This is a genomic window from Pseudomonas extremorientalis (assembly GCF_024584605.1).
Classification (GTDB): Bacteria; Pseudomonadota; Gammaproteobacteria; order Pseudomonadales; family Pseudomonadaceae; genus Aquipseudomonas; species Aquipseudomonas extremorientalis.
This window is the reverse complement of record NZ_CP089519.1, coordinates 6,154,966-6,169,992: the sequence shown is the minus strand read 5'-3', so window position 1 is coordinate 6,169,992 and position 15,027 is coordinate 6,154,966. Positions and strand designations below refer to the sequence as shown.

14 protein-coding genes are annotated in these 15,027 nt (G+C 61.7%); 9 read left to right on the top strand and 5 right to left on the bottom strand.

Going from position 1 to position 15,027, the window contains the following annotated elements; all coding sequences use genetic code 11:
- Window positions 1-63 precede the first annotated feature (63 nt).
- On the top strand, window positions 64-288 hold the full coding sequence (locus tag LUU92_RS28110) for a DUF1127 domain-containing protein (RefSeq protein WP_222541665.1): 225 nt from the start codon (window positions 64-66) through the stop codon (window positions 286-288).
- Here the strand turns inward: LUU92_RS28110 and LUU92_RS28105 are convergent, their stop codons facing one another.
- Window positions 289-1,581: an NAD(P)/FAD-dependent oxidoreductase gene (locus LUU92_RS28105; protein WP_257102935.1), complete on the bottom strand. Its 1,293-nt coding sequence runs from the start codon at window positions 1,579-1,581 to the stop codon at window positions 289-291.
- A gap of 115 nt (window positions 1,582-1,696) precedes the next feature.
- Between LUU92_RS28105 and LUU92_RS28100 the strand changes: the two genes are divergently transcribed.
- A complete protein-coding gene (locus LUU92_RS28100) occupies window positions 1,697-2,050 on the top strand; it encodes a YkgJ family cysteine cluster protein (protein ID WP_071488064.1) in 354 nt (117 codons plus the stop codon).
- Here the strand turns inward: LUU92_RS28100 and LUU92_RS28095 are convergent.
- Window positions 2,047-2,535, bottom strand: a complete 489-nt coding sequence (locus tag LUU92_RS28095; protein ID WP_003176896.1) for an Lrp/AsnC ligand binding domain-containing protein — start codon at window positions 2,533-2,535, stop codon at window positions 2,047-2,049. The two genes, LUU92_RS28100 and LUU92_RS28095, sit on opposite strands and share 4 nt — an antisense overlap.
- Before the next feature lie 156 nt (window positions 2,536-2,691).
- Between LUU92_RS28095 and dadA the strand changes: the two genes are divergently transcribed.
- The 6 genes from dadA to LUU92_RS28065 all read left to right on the top strand — a co-directional run bounded on the left by dadA (window position 2,692) and on the right by LUU92_RS28065 (window position 8,788).
- Window positions 2,692-3,993 carry a D-amino acid dehydrogenase gene (dadA, locus tag LUU92_RS28090; protein ID WP_071488063.1) on the top strand — a complete coding sequence of 434 codons (1,302 nt, stop codon included), beginning with the start codon at window positions 2,692-2,694 and terminating at the stop codon, window positions 3,991-3,993.
- Complete coding sequence (locus LUU92_RS28085) at window positions 3,965-4,318, top strand: RidA family protein (protein WP_058424231.1); 354 nt, start codon at window positions 3,965-3,967, stop codon at window positions 4,316-4,318. The genes dadA and LUU92_RS28085 overlap by 29 nt, the downstream gene beginning before the upstream one ends.
- A gap of 79 nt (window positions 4,319-4,397) precedes the next feature.
- Entirely contained in the window at window positions 4,398-5,471 is a 1,074-nt protein-coding gene (gene alr / locus LUU92_RS28080) for an alanine racemase (protein ID WP_071488061.1), read from the top strand.
- A gap of 116 nt (window positions 5,472-5,587) precedes the next feature.
- Window positions 5,588-6,136: a type II toxin-antitoxin system RelB family anti-toxin gene (locus LUU92_RS28075; protein ID WP_003176893.1), complete on the top strand. Its 549-nt coding sequence runs from the start codon at window positions 5,588-5,590 to the stop codon at window positions 6,134-6,136.
- Between the two features lie 181 nt (window positions 6,137-6,317).
- On the top strand, window positions 6,318-6,728 hold the full coding sequence (locus tag LUU92_RS28070; RefSeq protein ID WP_043293857.1) for a c-type cytochrome: 411 nt from the start codon (window positions 6,318-6,320) through the stop codon (window positions 6,726-6,728).
- A gap of 137 nt (window positions 6,729-6,865) precedes the next feature.
- Window positions 6,866-8,788: an acetyl-CoA hydrolase/transferase C-terminal domain-containing protein gene (locus LUU92_RS28065; protein WP_071488060.1), complete on the top strand. Its 1,923-nt coding sequence runs from the start codon at window positions 6,866-6,868 to the stop codon at window positions 8,786-8,788.
- A gap of 70 nt (window positions 8,789-8,858) precedes the next feature.
- Here LUU92_RS28065 and LUU92_RS28060 read toward each other — a convergent pair whose 3' ends face one another.
- Together LUU92_RS28060 and rep are read right to left on the bottom strand one after the other, a co-directional pair.
- Entirely contained in the window at window positions 8,859-9,431 is a 573-nt protein-coding gene (locus tag LUU92_RS28060; protein WP_025856334.1) for a xanthine phosphoribosyltransferase, read from the bottom strand.
- Window positions 9,432-9,489: 58 nt separating this feature from the next.
- The gene (gene rep, locus LUU92_RS28055) at window positions 9,490-11,499 is read right to left on the bottom strand and encodes a DNA helicase Rep (RefSeq protein ID WP_071488059.1); all 2,010 of its coding nucleotides are present in this window, start codon (window positions 11,497-11,499) and stop codon (window positions 9,490-9,492) included.
- Between the two features lie 256 nt (window positions 11,500-11,755).
- Between rep and LUU92_RS28050 the strand changes: the two genes are divergently transcribed.
- The gene (locus LUU92_RS28050; protein WP_071488058.1) at window positions 11,756-13,420 is read left to right on the top strand and encodes a putative bifunctional diguanylate cyclase/phosphodiesterase; all 1,665 of its coding nucleotides are present in this window, start codon (window positions 11,756-11,758) and stop codon (window positions 13,418-13,420) included.
- A gap of 66 nt (window positions 13,421-13,486) precedes the next feature.
- Here the strand turns inward: LUU92_RS28050 and LUU92_RS28045 are convergent, their stop codons facing one another.
- The gene (locus LUU92_RS28045) at window positions 13,487-14,890 is read right to left on the bottom strand and encodes a NorM family multidrug efflux MATE transporter (protein WP_071488057.1); all 1,404 of its coding nucleotides are present in this window, start codon (window positions 14,888-14,890) and stop codon (window positions 13,487-13,489) included.
- Between the last annotated feature and the right edge of the window lie 137 nt (window positions 14,891-15,027).

The window sequence follows — 15,027 nt, the reverse complement described above, 5'->3', positions numbered from 1 at the left end:
AATGGTTTTGGCTGCGCGCTCATGCTGGTCACTCAAGGCAACAAGCAACTGAGGGGCAGCAAAATGAACGGCATGAGCGATGTGCGGCTGGCGTTACACAGTCAGGAACTGGAGGCTGGGCAGGAGCGGGCGACGGCGCGGCGCGATATCAGTCGCTGGGGTCTGTTCTGGCACCGTCGCCACACGCGCAAAGCTCTGCTGCACCTGACCCGCGAGCAATTGCGCGATATCGGGCTGACCGCCGAGCAGGCGCGCCACGAAGGCCTGAAACCGTTCTGGCGCGATTGATCAGACCAGCTCTTTGAGGCGGTGCCAGAGCATCCCCAGCGCCAACAGCGGCGAGCGCAGGTGCCTGCCGCCGGGGAAGGTGATGTGCGGCACCTGGGCAAACAGGTCGAAGCGCCCGTGTTGCTGGCCGCTGATGGCTTCGGCCAGCAACTTGCCCGCCAGGTGCGTGGCGTTGAGGCCATGGCCGGCGTAGGCCTGGGCGTAATACACGTTGTTCTGGTCGGCCAGGCGGCCAATCTGCGGCAGACGGTTGGCGCCGATGCCGATCATGCCGCCCCATTGGAAGTCGATGTTCACATCGGCCAGTTGTGGGAACACCTGCAGCATCTTCGGGCGCATATAGGCGCCGATGTCCTTGGGGTCGCGGCCGGAATAATGACAGGCACCGCCGAACAGCAGGCGGCGGTCGGCGGACAGCCGGAAGTAGTCCACCGTGACACGCTGGTCGCACACCGCCATGTTCTGCGGCAGCAGGTTGGCGGCCTGGGCTTCGCTCAACGGTTCGGTGGCGATGATGTAGCTGCCGGCAGGCAACACTTTGCCGCTGAGGTGCGGGTTGAGGCCGTTGAGGTAGGCATTGCAGGCCAGCACCAGGGTCTTGGCGCGCACGTTGCCTTGGGCGGTGTGTACGTTGACTTCGGGGCCGTAGTCGATGCGCGTCACTTCGGACTGCTCGAACAGCTTCACGCCCGATTGCTGCGCGGCGGCGGCTTCGCCGAGGGCCAGGTTCAGCGGGTGCAGGTGGCCGGAGCCCATGTCGATCATGCCGCCCACGTAGCGCTCGGAGCCGATGACGCTGCCCATTTCGTTGGCTTGCAGCAGGCGTATGTCGTGACGATAGCCGAGGCGGCGCAGTTCTTCGGCATCTTCGGCCAGGCCGTGGAGGTCGCGGGGTTTGTTGGCGAGGTCGCAGTAGCCCCAGGTCAGGTCGCAGGGGATTTGGTAGCGCGCGACGCGCTCACGCACAATCTCCACCGCTTCCAGGCCCATCAACTTCATCTGGCGTACGCCCTCGGTGCCGATCACGCTGGCGAACTGGTCCAGGCCATGGCCGACACCGCGAATCAGTTGGCCGCCGTTACGCCCGCTGGCGCCCCAGGCGATCTTGCGCGCTTCCAGCAACACTACGCTGAAACCGCGTTCGGCCAGCTCCAGCGCGGTGTTCAGCCCGGAAAAACCGCCGCCGACCACGCACACATCCGCCGTCAGTTCGCCGGTCAATACCGGGTAATCAGTTTGCGGCACGCTGCTGGCGGCGTAGTAGGAGGCGGTATGCCGGGCGCTGGCAGTCATGGGGAGCATCCCTGTTTGGAAAATTTGACGCAGGATACAGCGGTCGGACGAAGCTGTCTGCGCGGGGCGTTTTGCGGCAGAATCCACGCCTATTCGCCGTTCGGTACGTGTTTCGATGAGTTGCAACAGTCAGAAAATCAGTGCGCTGCGCCGGCAGATTCCTTCGTTCGAGTGCGTCCCCGGTTGCCATGACTGCTGTGGGCCGGTGACCACCTCGCCCGAGGAAATGTCGCGCCTGCCGCGCAAGACCGCCGCCGAGCAGGACGCGGCCATGGAGGAGCTGAACTGCGTGCACCTGGGGCCGAAGGGCTGCACGGTGTACGACGAGCGCCCGTTGATCTGCCGGCTGTTCGGCACCACCAAGACCTTGCCGTGTCCGAATGGGCGGCGCCCGGTGGAGCTGATTCATCCACGGGTGGAGAAGCAGATCCACGAGTACATGGCGAGCACACGGCAGGTGCTGGTTTAGTCCGGGATCGGCAGGTTCAGGCTCTCTTTCACCTCTTCCATCACGATATAGCTCTTGGACTCCCGCACATGGGGCAGCTTGAGCAGGATGTCGCCGAGCAATTTGCGGTACGACGCCATCTCGGATATCCGCGCTTTCACCAGGTAGTCGAAGTCGCCAGAAACCAAGTGGCATTCCAGCACATGGGGCAGTTTCAGCACCGCGCGGCGGAATTCCTCGAAGGTGTCGCCGGACTTGTAATCCAGGCTGATCTCGACAAATACCAGCAAACTGCCCTTCAAATGCTGGGGGTTGAGCCGCGCGTTGTAGCCCATGATGATCCCTTCACGCTCCAGCCGCCGCACACGCTCGGTACAGGGCGTGGTCGACAGCCCGACCTTTTCCCCCAGCTCCGTAAACGAAATGCGCCCGTCGGTTTGCAGGATGCGCAGGATGTTGCGGTCGATCTTGTCCAGCTCCCGCTTGGTCTGGGTGTTGGTACGCATAGGGGATACGCCTCTGTGAAAAGGGTTTTTGCCGAGAATTGTCGCCAAATATAGGCAGTTATATAGTGAAATGCACTGGTCATTGTTTTTTACACTGCGCTCATCATTGCTCGAACAACACACGTCAGCGGCCATGCCCGCGATGAGGATATAAAAATGCGCGTTCTGGTCTTGGGTAGCGGCGTCATTGGTGTGACCAGTGCCTACTATTTGGCGCGGGCCGGCTTTGAAGTGGTAGTGGTCGACCGTCAGCCTGCCGCTGCCATGGAAACCAGTTTCGCCAACGCCGGGCAAGTGTCTCCAGGCTATGCCTCGCCATGGGCCGCACCGGGTGTGCCGCTCAAGGCCATCAAATGGTTGCTGCAACGCCACGCGCCGCTGGCGATCAAGGCCACCGCCGACATCGACCAATACCTGTGGATGGCGCAGATGCTGCGCAACTGCACCGCCAGCCGTTATGCGGTGAACAAGGAGCGCATGGTGCGCCTGTCCGAGTACAGCCGCGACTGCCTCGACGAACTGCGCGCCGAGACCGGCATTGCCTACGAAGGCCGAAGCCTTGGGACTACCCAGCTGTTTCGCACCCAGGCACAACTCGATGGCGCGGCCAAGGACATCGCCGTGTTGAAGGAGTCCGGCGTGCCGTTCGAGCTGCTCGACCGCGCCGGTATCGCCCGGGTCGAGCCGGCCCTGGCCAGCGTCACGGATATCCTCGCCGGCGCACTGCGCCTGCCGAATGACCAGACCGGCGACTGCCAGATGTTCACCACCCGCCTGGCCGAGATGTGCAAACAGTTGGGTGTGGAATTCCGCTTTGAGCAGGACATCCAACGCCTCGACTACGCCGGTGATCGCATCAACGGCGTGTGGATCGACGGCAAGCTGGAAACCGCCGACCGCTACGTGCTGGCCCTCGGCAGCTACTCGCCGCAGTTGCTCAAGCCGTTGGGGATCAAGGCGCCGGTGTATCCGCTCAAGGGCTACTCGCTGACCGTGCCGATCACCAACCCGGCGATGGCGCCGACCTCGACCATTCTCGACGAGACCTACAAGGTCGCGATCACTCGTTTCGACAACCGCATCCGCGTCGGTGGCATGGCTGAAATAGCCGGTTTTGACCTGTCGCTGAACCCGCGCCGGCGGGAAACCCTGGAGATGATCGTCAACGACCTTTATCCTCAGGGCGGCGATTTGACCGAAGCTACCTTCTGGACCGGCCTGCGCCCGACTACCCCCGACGGCACGCCGATTGTCGGTGCCACCCCGTTCAAGAACCTGTTCCTGAATACCGGCCACGGCACCCTCGGTTGGACCATGGCCTGTGGCTCCGGTCGTTTGCTGGCCGACCTGATGGCCAAGAAAACGCCGCAGATCAGTGCCGAAGGCCTCGATATTTCCCGTTATGGCAACCACCAGGAGTCTGCAAAACATGTCAATCCAGCGCCAGCTCACCAATGAGCGCATGAGCCAGATCGTTGTCCACAGCGGTACCGTGTATCTGGCCGGGCAAGTCGGCGACGACATGAACGCCGGGATCGAGCAGCAGACCCGTGAAACCCTGGCCAATATCGAGCGTTTGCTCGACCTGGCCGGTACTGACAAGACCCGGTTGCTGTCGGTGACGATCTACCTGAAGGACATCGACGCGGATTTCGCCGGCATGAATGCGGTGTGGGACAAGTGGCTGCCAAAAGGCGTTGCCCCGGCCCGTGCCACGGTTGAAGCCAAGCTGTGCGAACCGCAAATCCTGGTGGAGCTGTCCGTCGTGGCCGCGCTGCCTTAAACAACGATCCCTCTCCCGGTGCCGAAGCCGTTGGTCGGTGCCGGTTTTTCTTCACTTTGCCGCCTAGAAGCCTGCCGCCATGCGTCCTGCCCGTGCCCTGATCGACCTCCAAGCCCTGCGCCACAACTACCAATTGGCCCGTGAAGTCACGGGTGCCAAGGCCCTTGCCGTGATCAAGGCCGATGCCTACGGCCATGGTGCCGTACGCGTTGCCCAGGCGTTGGAAGCCGAGGCGGACGGGTTTGCCGTGGCTTGCATCGAGGAAGCATTGGAGCTGCGCGCCGCCGGGATTCGTGCGCCGGTGCTGCTGCTGGAAGGTTTCTTCGAGGCGGATGAGCTGCCGCTGATCATCGAACATGATTTCTGGTGCGTGGTGCACTCGCTGTGGCAATTGGAGGCCATCGAGCAGGCCAGACTGAGCAAGCCGCTGACCATCTGGCTCAAGCTCGATTCCGGCATGCACCGTGTCGGCCTGCACCCCAAGGACTATCACGAGGCTTACCAGCGCCTGCTGGCCAGCGGCAAGGTGGCCAAGATCGTGTTGATGAGCCATTTCGCCCGCGCCGATGAGCTCGACTGTGTGCGCAGTGATGAACAGGTGGCTGTGTTTGACGCGGCGCGCCAGGGTTTGTCGGCCGAGGTCAGCCTGCGCAATTCGCCATCGGTGATGGGCTGGCCGGCGGTGTCCAGCGATTGGGTGCGCCCTGGCATCATGCTCTACGGCGCGACGCCGTTTGGCGAGGACCAGGCCGTGGCCGCGCGTTTGCAGCCGGTGATGACCCTGGAATCCAAGGTGATCTGCGTCCGTGAACTGCCGGCCGGTGAGCCGGTGGGTTACGGCGCCAAGTTCATCACGCCCAAACCCATGCGTATCGGTGTGGTTGCCATGGGCTATGCCGATGGCTATCCGCGTCACGCGCCGACGGGGACGCCGGTACTGGTGGCCGGGCAGCGCAGCCAATTGCTGGGCCGTGTGTCCATGGACATGCTGTGCATCGACCTCACGGACGTGCCTCAGGCTGGCCTCGGCTCCACCGTGGAGCTATGGGGCAAAAATATCCTCGCCAGTGACGTCGCAGTCGCCGCCGAGACCATTCCGTATCAGCTCTTTTGCAACCTGCGCCGCGTGCCGAGGCTCTATTCCGGCGCTTGACCGCCGGGTACGAACGCAACCGCCCGGGATTTAGGCCCAAGTGTTGTAAATACTGAACGCTGTCGCCATGATAACGCTCAATTACAACAAAGCCTGAATCCTAGGAGGCTCCTGCATTGGACGTCGGCGAACGACTGCAATCCATCCGTAAACTGAAGGGGCTGTCCCAGCGCGAGCTCGCCAAGCGCGCGGGTGTCACCAACAGCACCATTTCGATGATCGAAAAAAACAGCGTCAGCCCCTCGATCAGCTCCTTGCGCAAGGTGCTGGGCGGCATCCCCATGTCGATGGTCGAGTTCTTTTCCGAGGAGATCCTCCAGGAAATACCGACGCAGATCGTCTATAAAGCCAATGAGCTGATCGACATCTCCGACGGCGCCGTCACCATGAAACTGGTAGGCCGGGCGCACCCTAGCCGGGCCATCGCGTTTCTCAACGAGATCTACCCGCCGGGCGCCGACACAGGCGAAGAAATGCTCACCCACGAAGGTGAAGAAACCGGGATTCTGGTGGAGGGTCGCCTGGAGTTGGTGGTCGGTCTTGAAACTTTTGTGCTCGAAGCTGGCGATAGCTACTACTTTGAAAGCACCAAGCCCCATCGTTTTCGCAATCCGTTCGACGTGCCGGCGCGACTAATCAGCGCAGCCACGCCCGCGAACTTTTAAGAAAAGAGGCGTCCTGCCAGCGTTGCAGAGGCACCCGAGCTGTACTCCGTGGGGTCGAATCTCCCTTTAGTTAATAGGGTTGTTTCGGCCAGGCGGGCTAACCGTTATACTTTCGCCGCCTGCGAAACCGTGGCCGCAGGCGTGAATAGCCACCATTGAGGGTGAACGCGTGAACCTAATTATGAAAATGCTGGCTGCACCAGCAACCGTACTGGCCCTATGGGCTGTCAGCGCTCAAGCTGCGACCAATGATGATATTGCCAAGCGCCTGGAGCCTGTTGGCCAGGTCTGCGTCCAGGGCCAGGAATGCAAGGGCATGGAAGTGGCGGTCGCCGCAGGCGGTGGCGCTGCGAAGACGCCGGATGACATCATCGCCAAACACTGTAATGCTTGCCACGGCACCGGCCTGTTGGGCGCGCCGAAAATCGGCGATACCGCAGCCTGGAAAGAACGCGCCGATCACCAGGGCGGCCTCGATGGCATCCTGGCCAAGGCGATCACCGGTATCAACGCCATGCCGCCAAAAGGCACCTGCGCCGATTGCTCGGATGATGACCTCAAGGGTGCAATCAAGAAGATGTCCGGCCTCTGATCCGCCGATCTTCGTCAAAAATGCCGCTTACGAGCGGCTTTTTTGTGCCTGCGATTCGTGTTTCAGCGCTGTTCATTGCAGCAAAGACCCGGCAAGCTCGGTCCAACCCCTAATCATGGAATGTTCAGGAGGGTCGGATGGTGCAGTTGTGTTCAATCGAGCAAGCAGTTGACGACGTACTGGCGCGGTTGCCGGCGCATATCCACATGGGCATGCCCCTCGGGCTGGGCAAGCCGAACCGGTTTGCCAATGCCTTGTACCGGCGCATCGCCAAGTTGCCGGAGCGGGCGCTGACGATCTATACCGCGTTAAGCCTGGGCCGCCCGACGATGGGCGATGGTTTGCAGAAACGCTTTCTCGAACCCTTTATCGAGCGGGTGTTCGGCGATTACCCCGAACTGGATTTCCTCGCCGACCTGCACAACGACAGCCTTCCGAACAATATCCACGTCCAACAGTTTTTCATGCAGCCCGGCAGCCTGCTGCACAGCGAGTCGGCGCAGCAGGATTACGTCAGCAGCAACTACAGCCACGCCGCTCGCGACATAAACGCCGCCGGCCTGAACCTGGTGGCGCAGTTGGTCGCCAGCAGTGCTGAACACCCTGATCGCCTGAGCTTGAGCTGCAACCCGGATATCACCCTCGACCTGCTGCCGATGATTGCCAAGCGCCGCGACGCCGGCGAGACCGTGCTGATCGTCGGGCAAGTCCACACCGATTTGCCCTACATGCCCGGCGACGCTGAGCTGGGCATGGATACCTTCGATTACCTGATCGATGAAAAAGACAGCACCACGCTGTTCTCCACGCCGAACATGCCGGTGGGTTTCCAGGACCACTTCATCGGCCTGCATGCCAGCACCCTGGTGCGCGACGGCGGCACCTTGCAGATCGGCATCGGCTCCATGGGCGATGCGCTGACTGCCGCGCTGCTGGCGCGCCAGGCCGACAACGAGTCCTATCGGTCGCTGCTGACGGACCTGGAGGTGTACCAATGGGCGCCGCTGATCAGCCGTGAAGGCGGTGTCGATCCCTTCGCCCGGGGCCTTTACGGGTGCAGCGAAATGTTCGTCAACGGCCTGCTGGTGTTGGCGGACGCGGGGATTATCCGTCGCAAGGTCTACCCGGACGTAGCGACGCAACAGCAGGCCAACGCCGGCACGCTCGACGATGCGGCGCAGCCCGACGGCATTTCGATCCACGGCGGATTTTTTCTTGGCCCGCGCAGTTTCTACCAGCGTCTGCAGGAAATGACCCACGCCAAGCGCCTCGAATTCAACATGACGCGCATCAGCTACATCAACGAGCTGTACGGCCAGGAAGAACTCAAGCGCCTGCAACGCCTGGATGCGCGGTTTATCAACAGCGCGATCATGGTGACGCTGCTCGGCGCGGGTGTGGCCGACCAGTTGGAAGACGGTCGTGTGCTCAGTGGTGTGGGCGGGCAGTACAACTTTGTGGCCCAGGGCCATGCGCTGGAAGGTGCGCGGTCGATCCTGATTCTGCGCAGTTGGCGCGAGTCGGCGGGGGAGGTCAGTTCCAATATCGTCTGGGACTACGGCCACTGCACCATTCCCCGGCATCTGCGGGATATTGTCATCACGGAATACGGCATTGCAGACTTGCGCGGGCAGACGGATGCCAAGGTGATCGAGGCGTTGCTCAATATCACCGACTCACGCTTCCAGGACGATTTGATCAAGCAGGCGCAAAAGGCTGGCAAGTTGCCCAAGGATTTCCAGCTGGATCCGCGCTTTGCCGAGAACACGCCGGAGCGGTTGCAGGGGATTCAGGCACGCCATCGTCGGTTGTTTCCGGAGTATCCGTTGGGAAGCGATTTCACCGATGAAGAGCGCGATTTGTTGCGGGCGCTGAACTGGCTCAAGAGCAAATTCAAGCTGACGGAGATTCTGGAGCTGGGCAAGGCGGCGTTGGATGCGCCGCAGGCGCAGGTGTTTCCCAAGCATCTGGAACGCATGCAGTTGACCAAGCCGGAAGGCTTGAAAGAGGATCTGTACCAGCGGCTCCTGCTCGCCGGCCTGCAGGCCACCGCGCACTAACCGACAACACAGGGTCGATGTGGGAGGGGGCAAGCCCCTTCCCACTTTTACCACCACTTTGAGGCAGGGGTTATTCGATGAAGGTGACGACGCCACCTTCCAGCGACTTGACCCGCGCCAGCGATTCAACCCGATAACCCTGCGCATCCAATTCCGCACGGCCGCCCTGGAACGACTTCTCGATCACGATCCCCAAGCCTGCCACGGTCGCGCCGGCCTGCTTGATGATCGAGATCAGCGCCTGGGATGCCTTGCCGTTGGCCAGGAAGTCATCAATCACCAGCACGCGGTCGCTGCTGGTCAGGTGGCGCGGCGAGATCGCCACGGTGCTTTCGACTTTCTTGGTGAAGGAATACACCGTTGCCGACAGCAGGTTTTCGGTCAGGGTCAGGGACTGTTGCTTACGCGCGAAGATCACCGGTACACCCAGGTTCAGGCCGGTCATGATCGCTGGCGCTATGCCCGACGCTTCGATGGTGACGATCTTGGTGATGCCCGAGTCCTTGAACAGCGCGGCGAATTCGTCGCCGATCAACTTCATCAGTGCCGGGTCGATCTGGTGGTTCAGAAAGGCGTCGACCTTGAGTACCTGATCGGAAAGCACGATGCCTTCTTCGCGAATTTTCTTGTGCAGTGCTTCCACGGAAAGCTTCCTCTAATGGCGCGTTGTGCGCCGAAAGTAGATTGAAAAGTAGTCGATTCTAGCGCTTTAACATCGCGCGTATGTCCGCCAGGGCGGTGTTGCCGCGAACGGCCTTCACCTCGGTCGGGGTGTCGTCATTGCCTTCCCAGGCCAGGTCGTCCGGCGGTAGTTCATCCAGGAACCGGCTGGGGGCACAATCGATGATTTCGCCGTACTGCTTGCGCTTGGCGGCGAAGGTGAAGGCCAGGGTCTGACGCGCGCGGGTAATACCCACGTAGGCCAGGCGGCGTTCCTCTTCGATGGTGTCGGCTTCGATGCTGGAACGGTGCGGGAGGATTTCCTCTTCCATGCCCATGATGAACACGTAGGGGAATTCCAGGCCCTTGGAGGCATGCAAGGTCATCATCTGTACACCTTCGGCGCCGTCTTCCTCTTCCTGCTGGCGTTCGAGCATGTCGCGCAGCACCAGCTTGCCGATGGCGTCTTCGACGGTCATCTCGCCGTCTTCGTCTTTTTCCAGGGTGTTCTTCAGCGCTTCGATCAGGAACCAGACGTTGCTCATGCGGTAATCCGCGGCTTTGTCGCTGGAACTGTTGGTGCGCAGCCAGTTCTCGTAGTCGATGTCCATGACCATGCTGCGCAGCGCGCTGATCGGGTCTTCGCCGGCGCACTGCTCGCGCACCTTGTCCATGAAGCGCTTGAAGCGCGACAGGCGATCGGTGAAGCGCGAGTCCAGGTGTTCGCCCAGGCCGATTTCGTCGGTGGCGGCGTACATCGAGATCTTGCGCTCAGTGGCGTAGTTGCCGAGCTTTTCCAGGGTGGTGGAGCCGATCTCGCGACGCGGCACGTTGATCACGCGCAGGAAGGCGTTGTCGTCGTCCGGGTTCACGATCAGGCGGAAGTAGGCCATCAGATCTTTTACTTCCTGGCGTCCGAAAAAGCTGTTGCCGCCCGACAGGCGATACGGCACCTGGTGGTGCTGCAATTTCAGCTCGATCAGCTTGGCCTGGTAGTTGCCGCGATAGAGGATCGCGAAATCGCTGTAGGGCCGGTCGGTGCGCAGGTGCAGGCTGAGGATCTCGACGGCCACGCGTTCGGCTTCGGCGTCTTCGTTGCGGCAGCGGATCACGCGGATCTCGTCGCCGTGGCCCATCTCGCTCCACAGTTGTTTTTCAAACTCATGGGGGTTGTTCGAGATCAACACGTTGGCGCAGCGCAGGATGCGGCTGGTGGAGCGGTAGTTCTGCTCCAGCATCACCACTTTCAGGGACGGGTAGTCGTCCTTGAGCAGCATCAGGTTTTCCGGGCGGGCGCCGCGCCAGGCGTAGATCGACTGGTCATCGTCACCGACCACGGTGAACTGGTTGCGCTTGCCGATCAGCATTTTTACCAGCAGGTACTGGCTGGCGTTGGTGTCCTGGTATTCGTCCACCAGCAGGTAGCGCACCTTGTTCTGCCATTTTTCGAGGATGTCGGCGTGTTCCTCGAACAGCTTTACCGGCAGCAGGATCAGGTCGTCGAAGTCCACTGCGTTGAACGCCTTGAGCGTGCGCTGGTAGTGGGTGTAGACGATGGCGGCAGTCTGTTCCTTGGGGTTGCGTGCGTTTTCCAGGGCCTGGGGCGGCAGGATCAGGTCGTTTTTCCAGGCGCCGATCATGTTCTTGATCTCATCCACGCCGTCGTCGCCTGCGTATTCCTTTTGCATGATGTCGGTCATCAGCGACTTCACGTCGGTCTCGTCGAAGATCGAGAAGCCCGGCTTGTAGCCCAGCCGCGCATGCTCCTTGCGGATGATGTTCAGGCCCAGGTTGTGGAAGGTACACACGGTGAGGCCACGGCCTTCGCCACCCTTGAGCAGGGTGCCGACGCGCTCTTTCATTTCCCGCGCGGCCTTGTTGGTGAAGGTCATGGCGACAATGTACTGGGCGCGGATGCCGCAGTGCTGGATCAGGTGCGCGATCTTGCGGGTGATCACGCTGGTCTTGCCGGAGCCTGCGCCGGCGAGCACCAATAGAGGGCCGCCGACGTAGTTCACGGCTTCTTGCTGCCGGGGATTGAGTCGGGACATACAGAATTCAGGGAGTCGTTGTTCAAAAGGGCGGGCATTTTAACAGGCTGGCAGGATTCTGCTCTGTCAGAACGACAGTGTGACGTACCACTCGATCTAAATTTGCCGGTTTTGATACTTTGCCGCAGGATGTGAGGGTTGTTTTGAGGCTAATGTTCACAGTTCGCGTGTTTGAAAACCCCTATCATTGGTGATTCTCAGGCCGCACGTCATAATGCCCGTCGCCACGAATTTTTGCAGAGTCTAGGGAGCTAGCTTGTCTACGCCTGTCGAACCCTTGCGTTTGCTGCTGCTGGCCGATGAGCCCGCGTGGGCAGCGTTATTGCGCGAGTGCCTGGCGCCGATGGGCGATGGGGCTGTGCTGATCAGCGCACCAAACTGGGAATCCGTGAGCCGTCTGTTCGATGACGACCACAGCGCCGTGCTATTGACCACGCCCAGCCTGCAACCCGGGCCTGGCCGTTGCAGCCTGCCGTGCGTGTTGTTGCTGGAACAGGAACCGCTGGTTTCACCGCTTGGCGTCAGCGATTGGCTGGTGCGTGACGTATTGGATGCCGATACAGTGCGCCGCTGCCTGCGCCACGTCCGCGAGCGCGGCGTGCTGGAAAACACCCTGCAACGCCTGGCCGAGCAGGACCCGCTCACCGGCATCGCCAACCGCCAGGGCTTCCAGACCCTGTTGACCGCGCGCCTGGCCGAGAATGAAGGGCGTGGCCTGGCCCTCGGTCACTTGGACCTCGACAACTTCCGCCACGCCAACGATGCCCTCGGCCACCAGGCCGGCGACCGGTTGATCCTGCAAGTGGTGTCACGGCTCAAGAGCCAGCTGGAGGTCGGCGACCAACTGGCGCGCCTGGGCAGCGATGAATTCGCCCTGCTGATCGATACCCGCCGTGCACCCCAGCGTGCCGAGTGGATGGCCGAGCGCATTACCGAGGTCATGGCCGAACCCTATTGGGTGGATGGCGAAAGCCTGCTGATCGGTTGCAGCCTGGGCGTGGCCCATGCCCGCGCTCGCGCCGGTGCCGACCCTTTGATGTGGCACGCTCATATCGCCATGCAGCAGGCCAAGAGCACCCAAGGCTGCACCTTTCATATCTTCAACGAACGTATCAACCGCAACGCGCGCAGCCTGGCCGACCTGGAAAGCGAGCTGCGCCGCGCCTTGCGCCGTGACGAACTGGAGCTGCATTACCAGCCACGCCTGGACCTGGACGACGGCCATATCGTCGGCCTGGAGGCCCTGGTGCGCTGGCGTCATGGCGAGCGCGGCCTGTTGCCACCAAGTGAATTCGTGCCGTTGGCCGAGCAAAGCGGCCTGATCGTGCCGCTGGGCTACTGGGTGATCTCCCGGGCCCTGCGCGACATGCAGGACCTACGCGAACGCGGCCTGCCGGCGTTGCACATGGCGGTCAACCTGTCGTTCCGCCAGTTCCAGGACAGCCAGTTGCTCTCCACACTCAGCCGGCTGATTGCCGAGCGGGGCGTGGAGGCGCAATGGCTGGAGTTCGAACTGACCGAAACCGCCGTGATGCGCCGCAGTGACCTGGTCAAGCAGACCATGGATGCCCTCGGCCGCCTGGGTGTGCGGTTTTCCCTGGATGACTTCGGTACGGGTTTCTCATCGTTCGTGCACCTCAACAGCCTGCCGATTGCCTTGTTGAAGATCGACAAGAGCTTTGTCGGTGGCATGGAGGAGCGCGAAGAAAACCGCAAGCTGGTGCATGCCATGATCAACCTGGCGCACAACCTCAACCTGGAGGTGGTGGCCGAAGGGGTGGAGACGCCTGAGCAACTGGCGCTGTTGCGTTTGTTTGGCTGCGACCAGGCCCAGGGTTACCTGATCAGCAAGCCGCTGCCGTTGCCGGAGTTGGTGGAGTACCTGACCTTCGGCAAAAGCCAGCAAGCTTTGCTCGGTTAGGAATGTGGGAGGGGGCTTGCCCCCGATGACGGAGTGTCAGCCAGCTCTTCTTTTACTGACCCACCGCTATCGGTGGTAAGCCCCCGCCCACATTTCCTGCCCTGGCGGCTCTCGCCGAATCATCCGCTTCATCTTCGCCTCAAACGCCCAGGTCAGGCTCACTGCCGCGCATGCCAGGCCCAGCGCCAGGCCCCACCACACACCGGTCGGTCCCCAGCCCAGGGTGAAGGCCATCAGCCAGGCCGATGGTGCGCCAATCAACCAATAGCAGCCCGCGCCGATCAGGAAGGTGGTCTTGGCGTCCTTGAGCCCGCGAATGCAGCCCATGGCGATGGTCTGCACGCCATCGAACAGCTCGAACCAGGCGGCAACGGCCAGCAGGCTGACGGCCAGGACGATCACGTCGTGGAACGCCGGGTCGTTGTGGTCGATGAGCAGTCCGATCAGCGGGTCGGAATAGAGCCACAGCACGGCAGCAAATCCCAGCATGATCGCCGCGCCAAAGCCGATGCCGACACGACCGGCCAGGCGCGCCTGCAGCAACTGCCCGGCGCCGTAGTGCTGGCCGATGCGCATGGTCACCGCGTAGGACATTCCCGCAGGCACCATGAACGCCACCGAGACGATCTGCAATGCGATCTGATGCGCCGCCAACTGCGTACTGCCCATGGTGCCCATGCACAGCGCCGCAAACGCAAACAACCCGACCTCCACCGCATAGGTGCCGCCGATCGGCAGGCCCAGGCGCCACAGTTCGCGCAGGTACTGGGTGTTGAGGCGCAGCAGGCCTGTGCTCAGCGGGTAGGCCGCATAGGTGCGGTTGCTGCGGATGTACCACATCAGCGTCAGCGCCATGCCATTGGCAACGATGGCCGTGACCAGGCCGATACCCATCAGGCCGAGCTTGGGCAGGCCGAACATGCCTTCGATCAGCGCGTGGTTGAGCAGGTAGTTGGCTACCGTGCCGCCAAGGCTGATCACCATCACTGGCGTCGCCTTGCCGATTGCACTGGTGAAGCCGCGCAGGGCCATGAAACTCAGGTAGCCGGGCAGGGCGAACGGCAAGATCGTCAGGAATTGCCCGGCCGAGTGCACGTTGGTCTCGGTCTGGCCAAACATCAGCAGCACTGGCTTGAGGTTCCACAGCAGCAAACCGGCCGCCAGGGCCATCAGCCACGCCAGCCATAGCCCGGCCTGGGTCAGGCGGGTGGCGCCGTCGATATCGCCCGCGCCGTGACGGATGGCCACCAGCGTGCCCACGGCGGCAATCACGCCGATGCAGAAAATCGCCACGAACGAGTAGGTCGCCGCGCCCAGGCCGCCACCGGCCAGGGCTTCGGGGCTCAGGCGCGCCATCATCAGGGTGTCGGTCAGCACCATCAGCATGTGTGCCAACTGTGAGGCAATCAACGGCCCTGACAGCCGCAGAATGGCCCAGAGTTCGGTACGTGCCGGATGTTGCATGATCATCACGCTCGACAAGTCAGAGGGTTGGGGAAGGCTTGATTCTCGGCGCTCTGGGTTAATTACACAAAAGGATTAAAGCGATGGTGTGCATGACTTAAACTCATGTGTATTGATCTGATAGTGTTGGTGGATCGCTATGC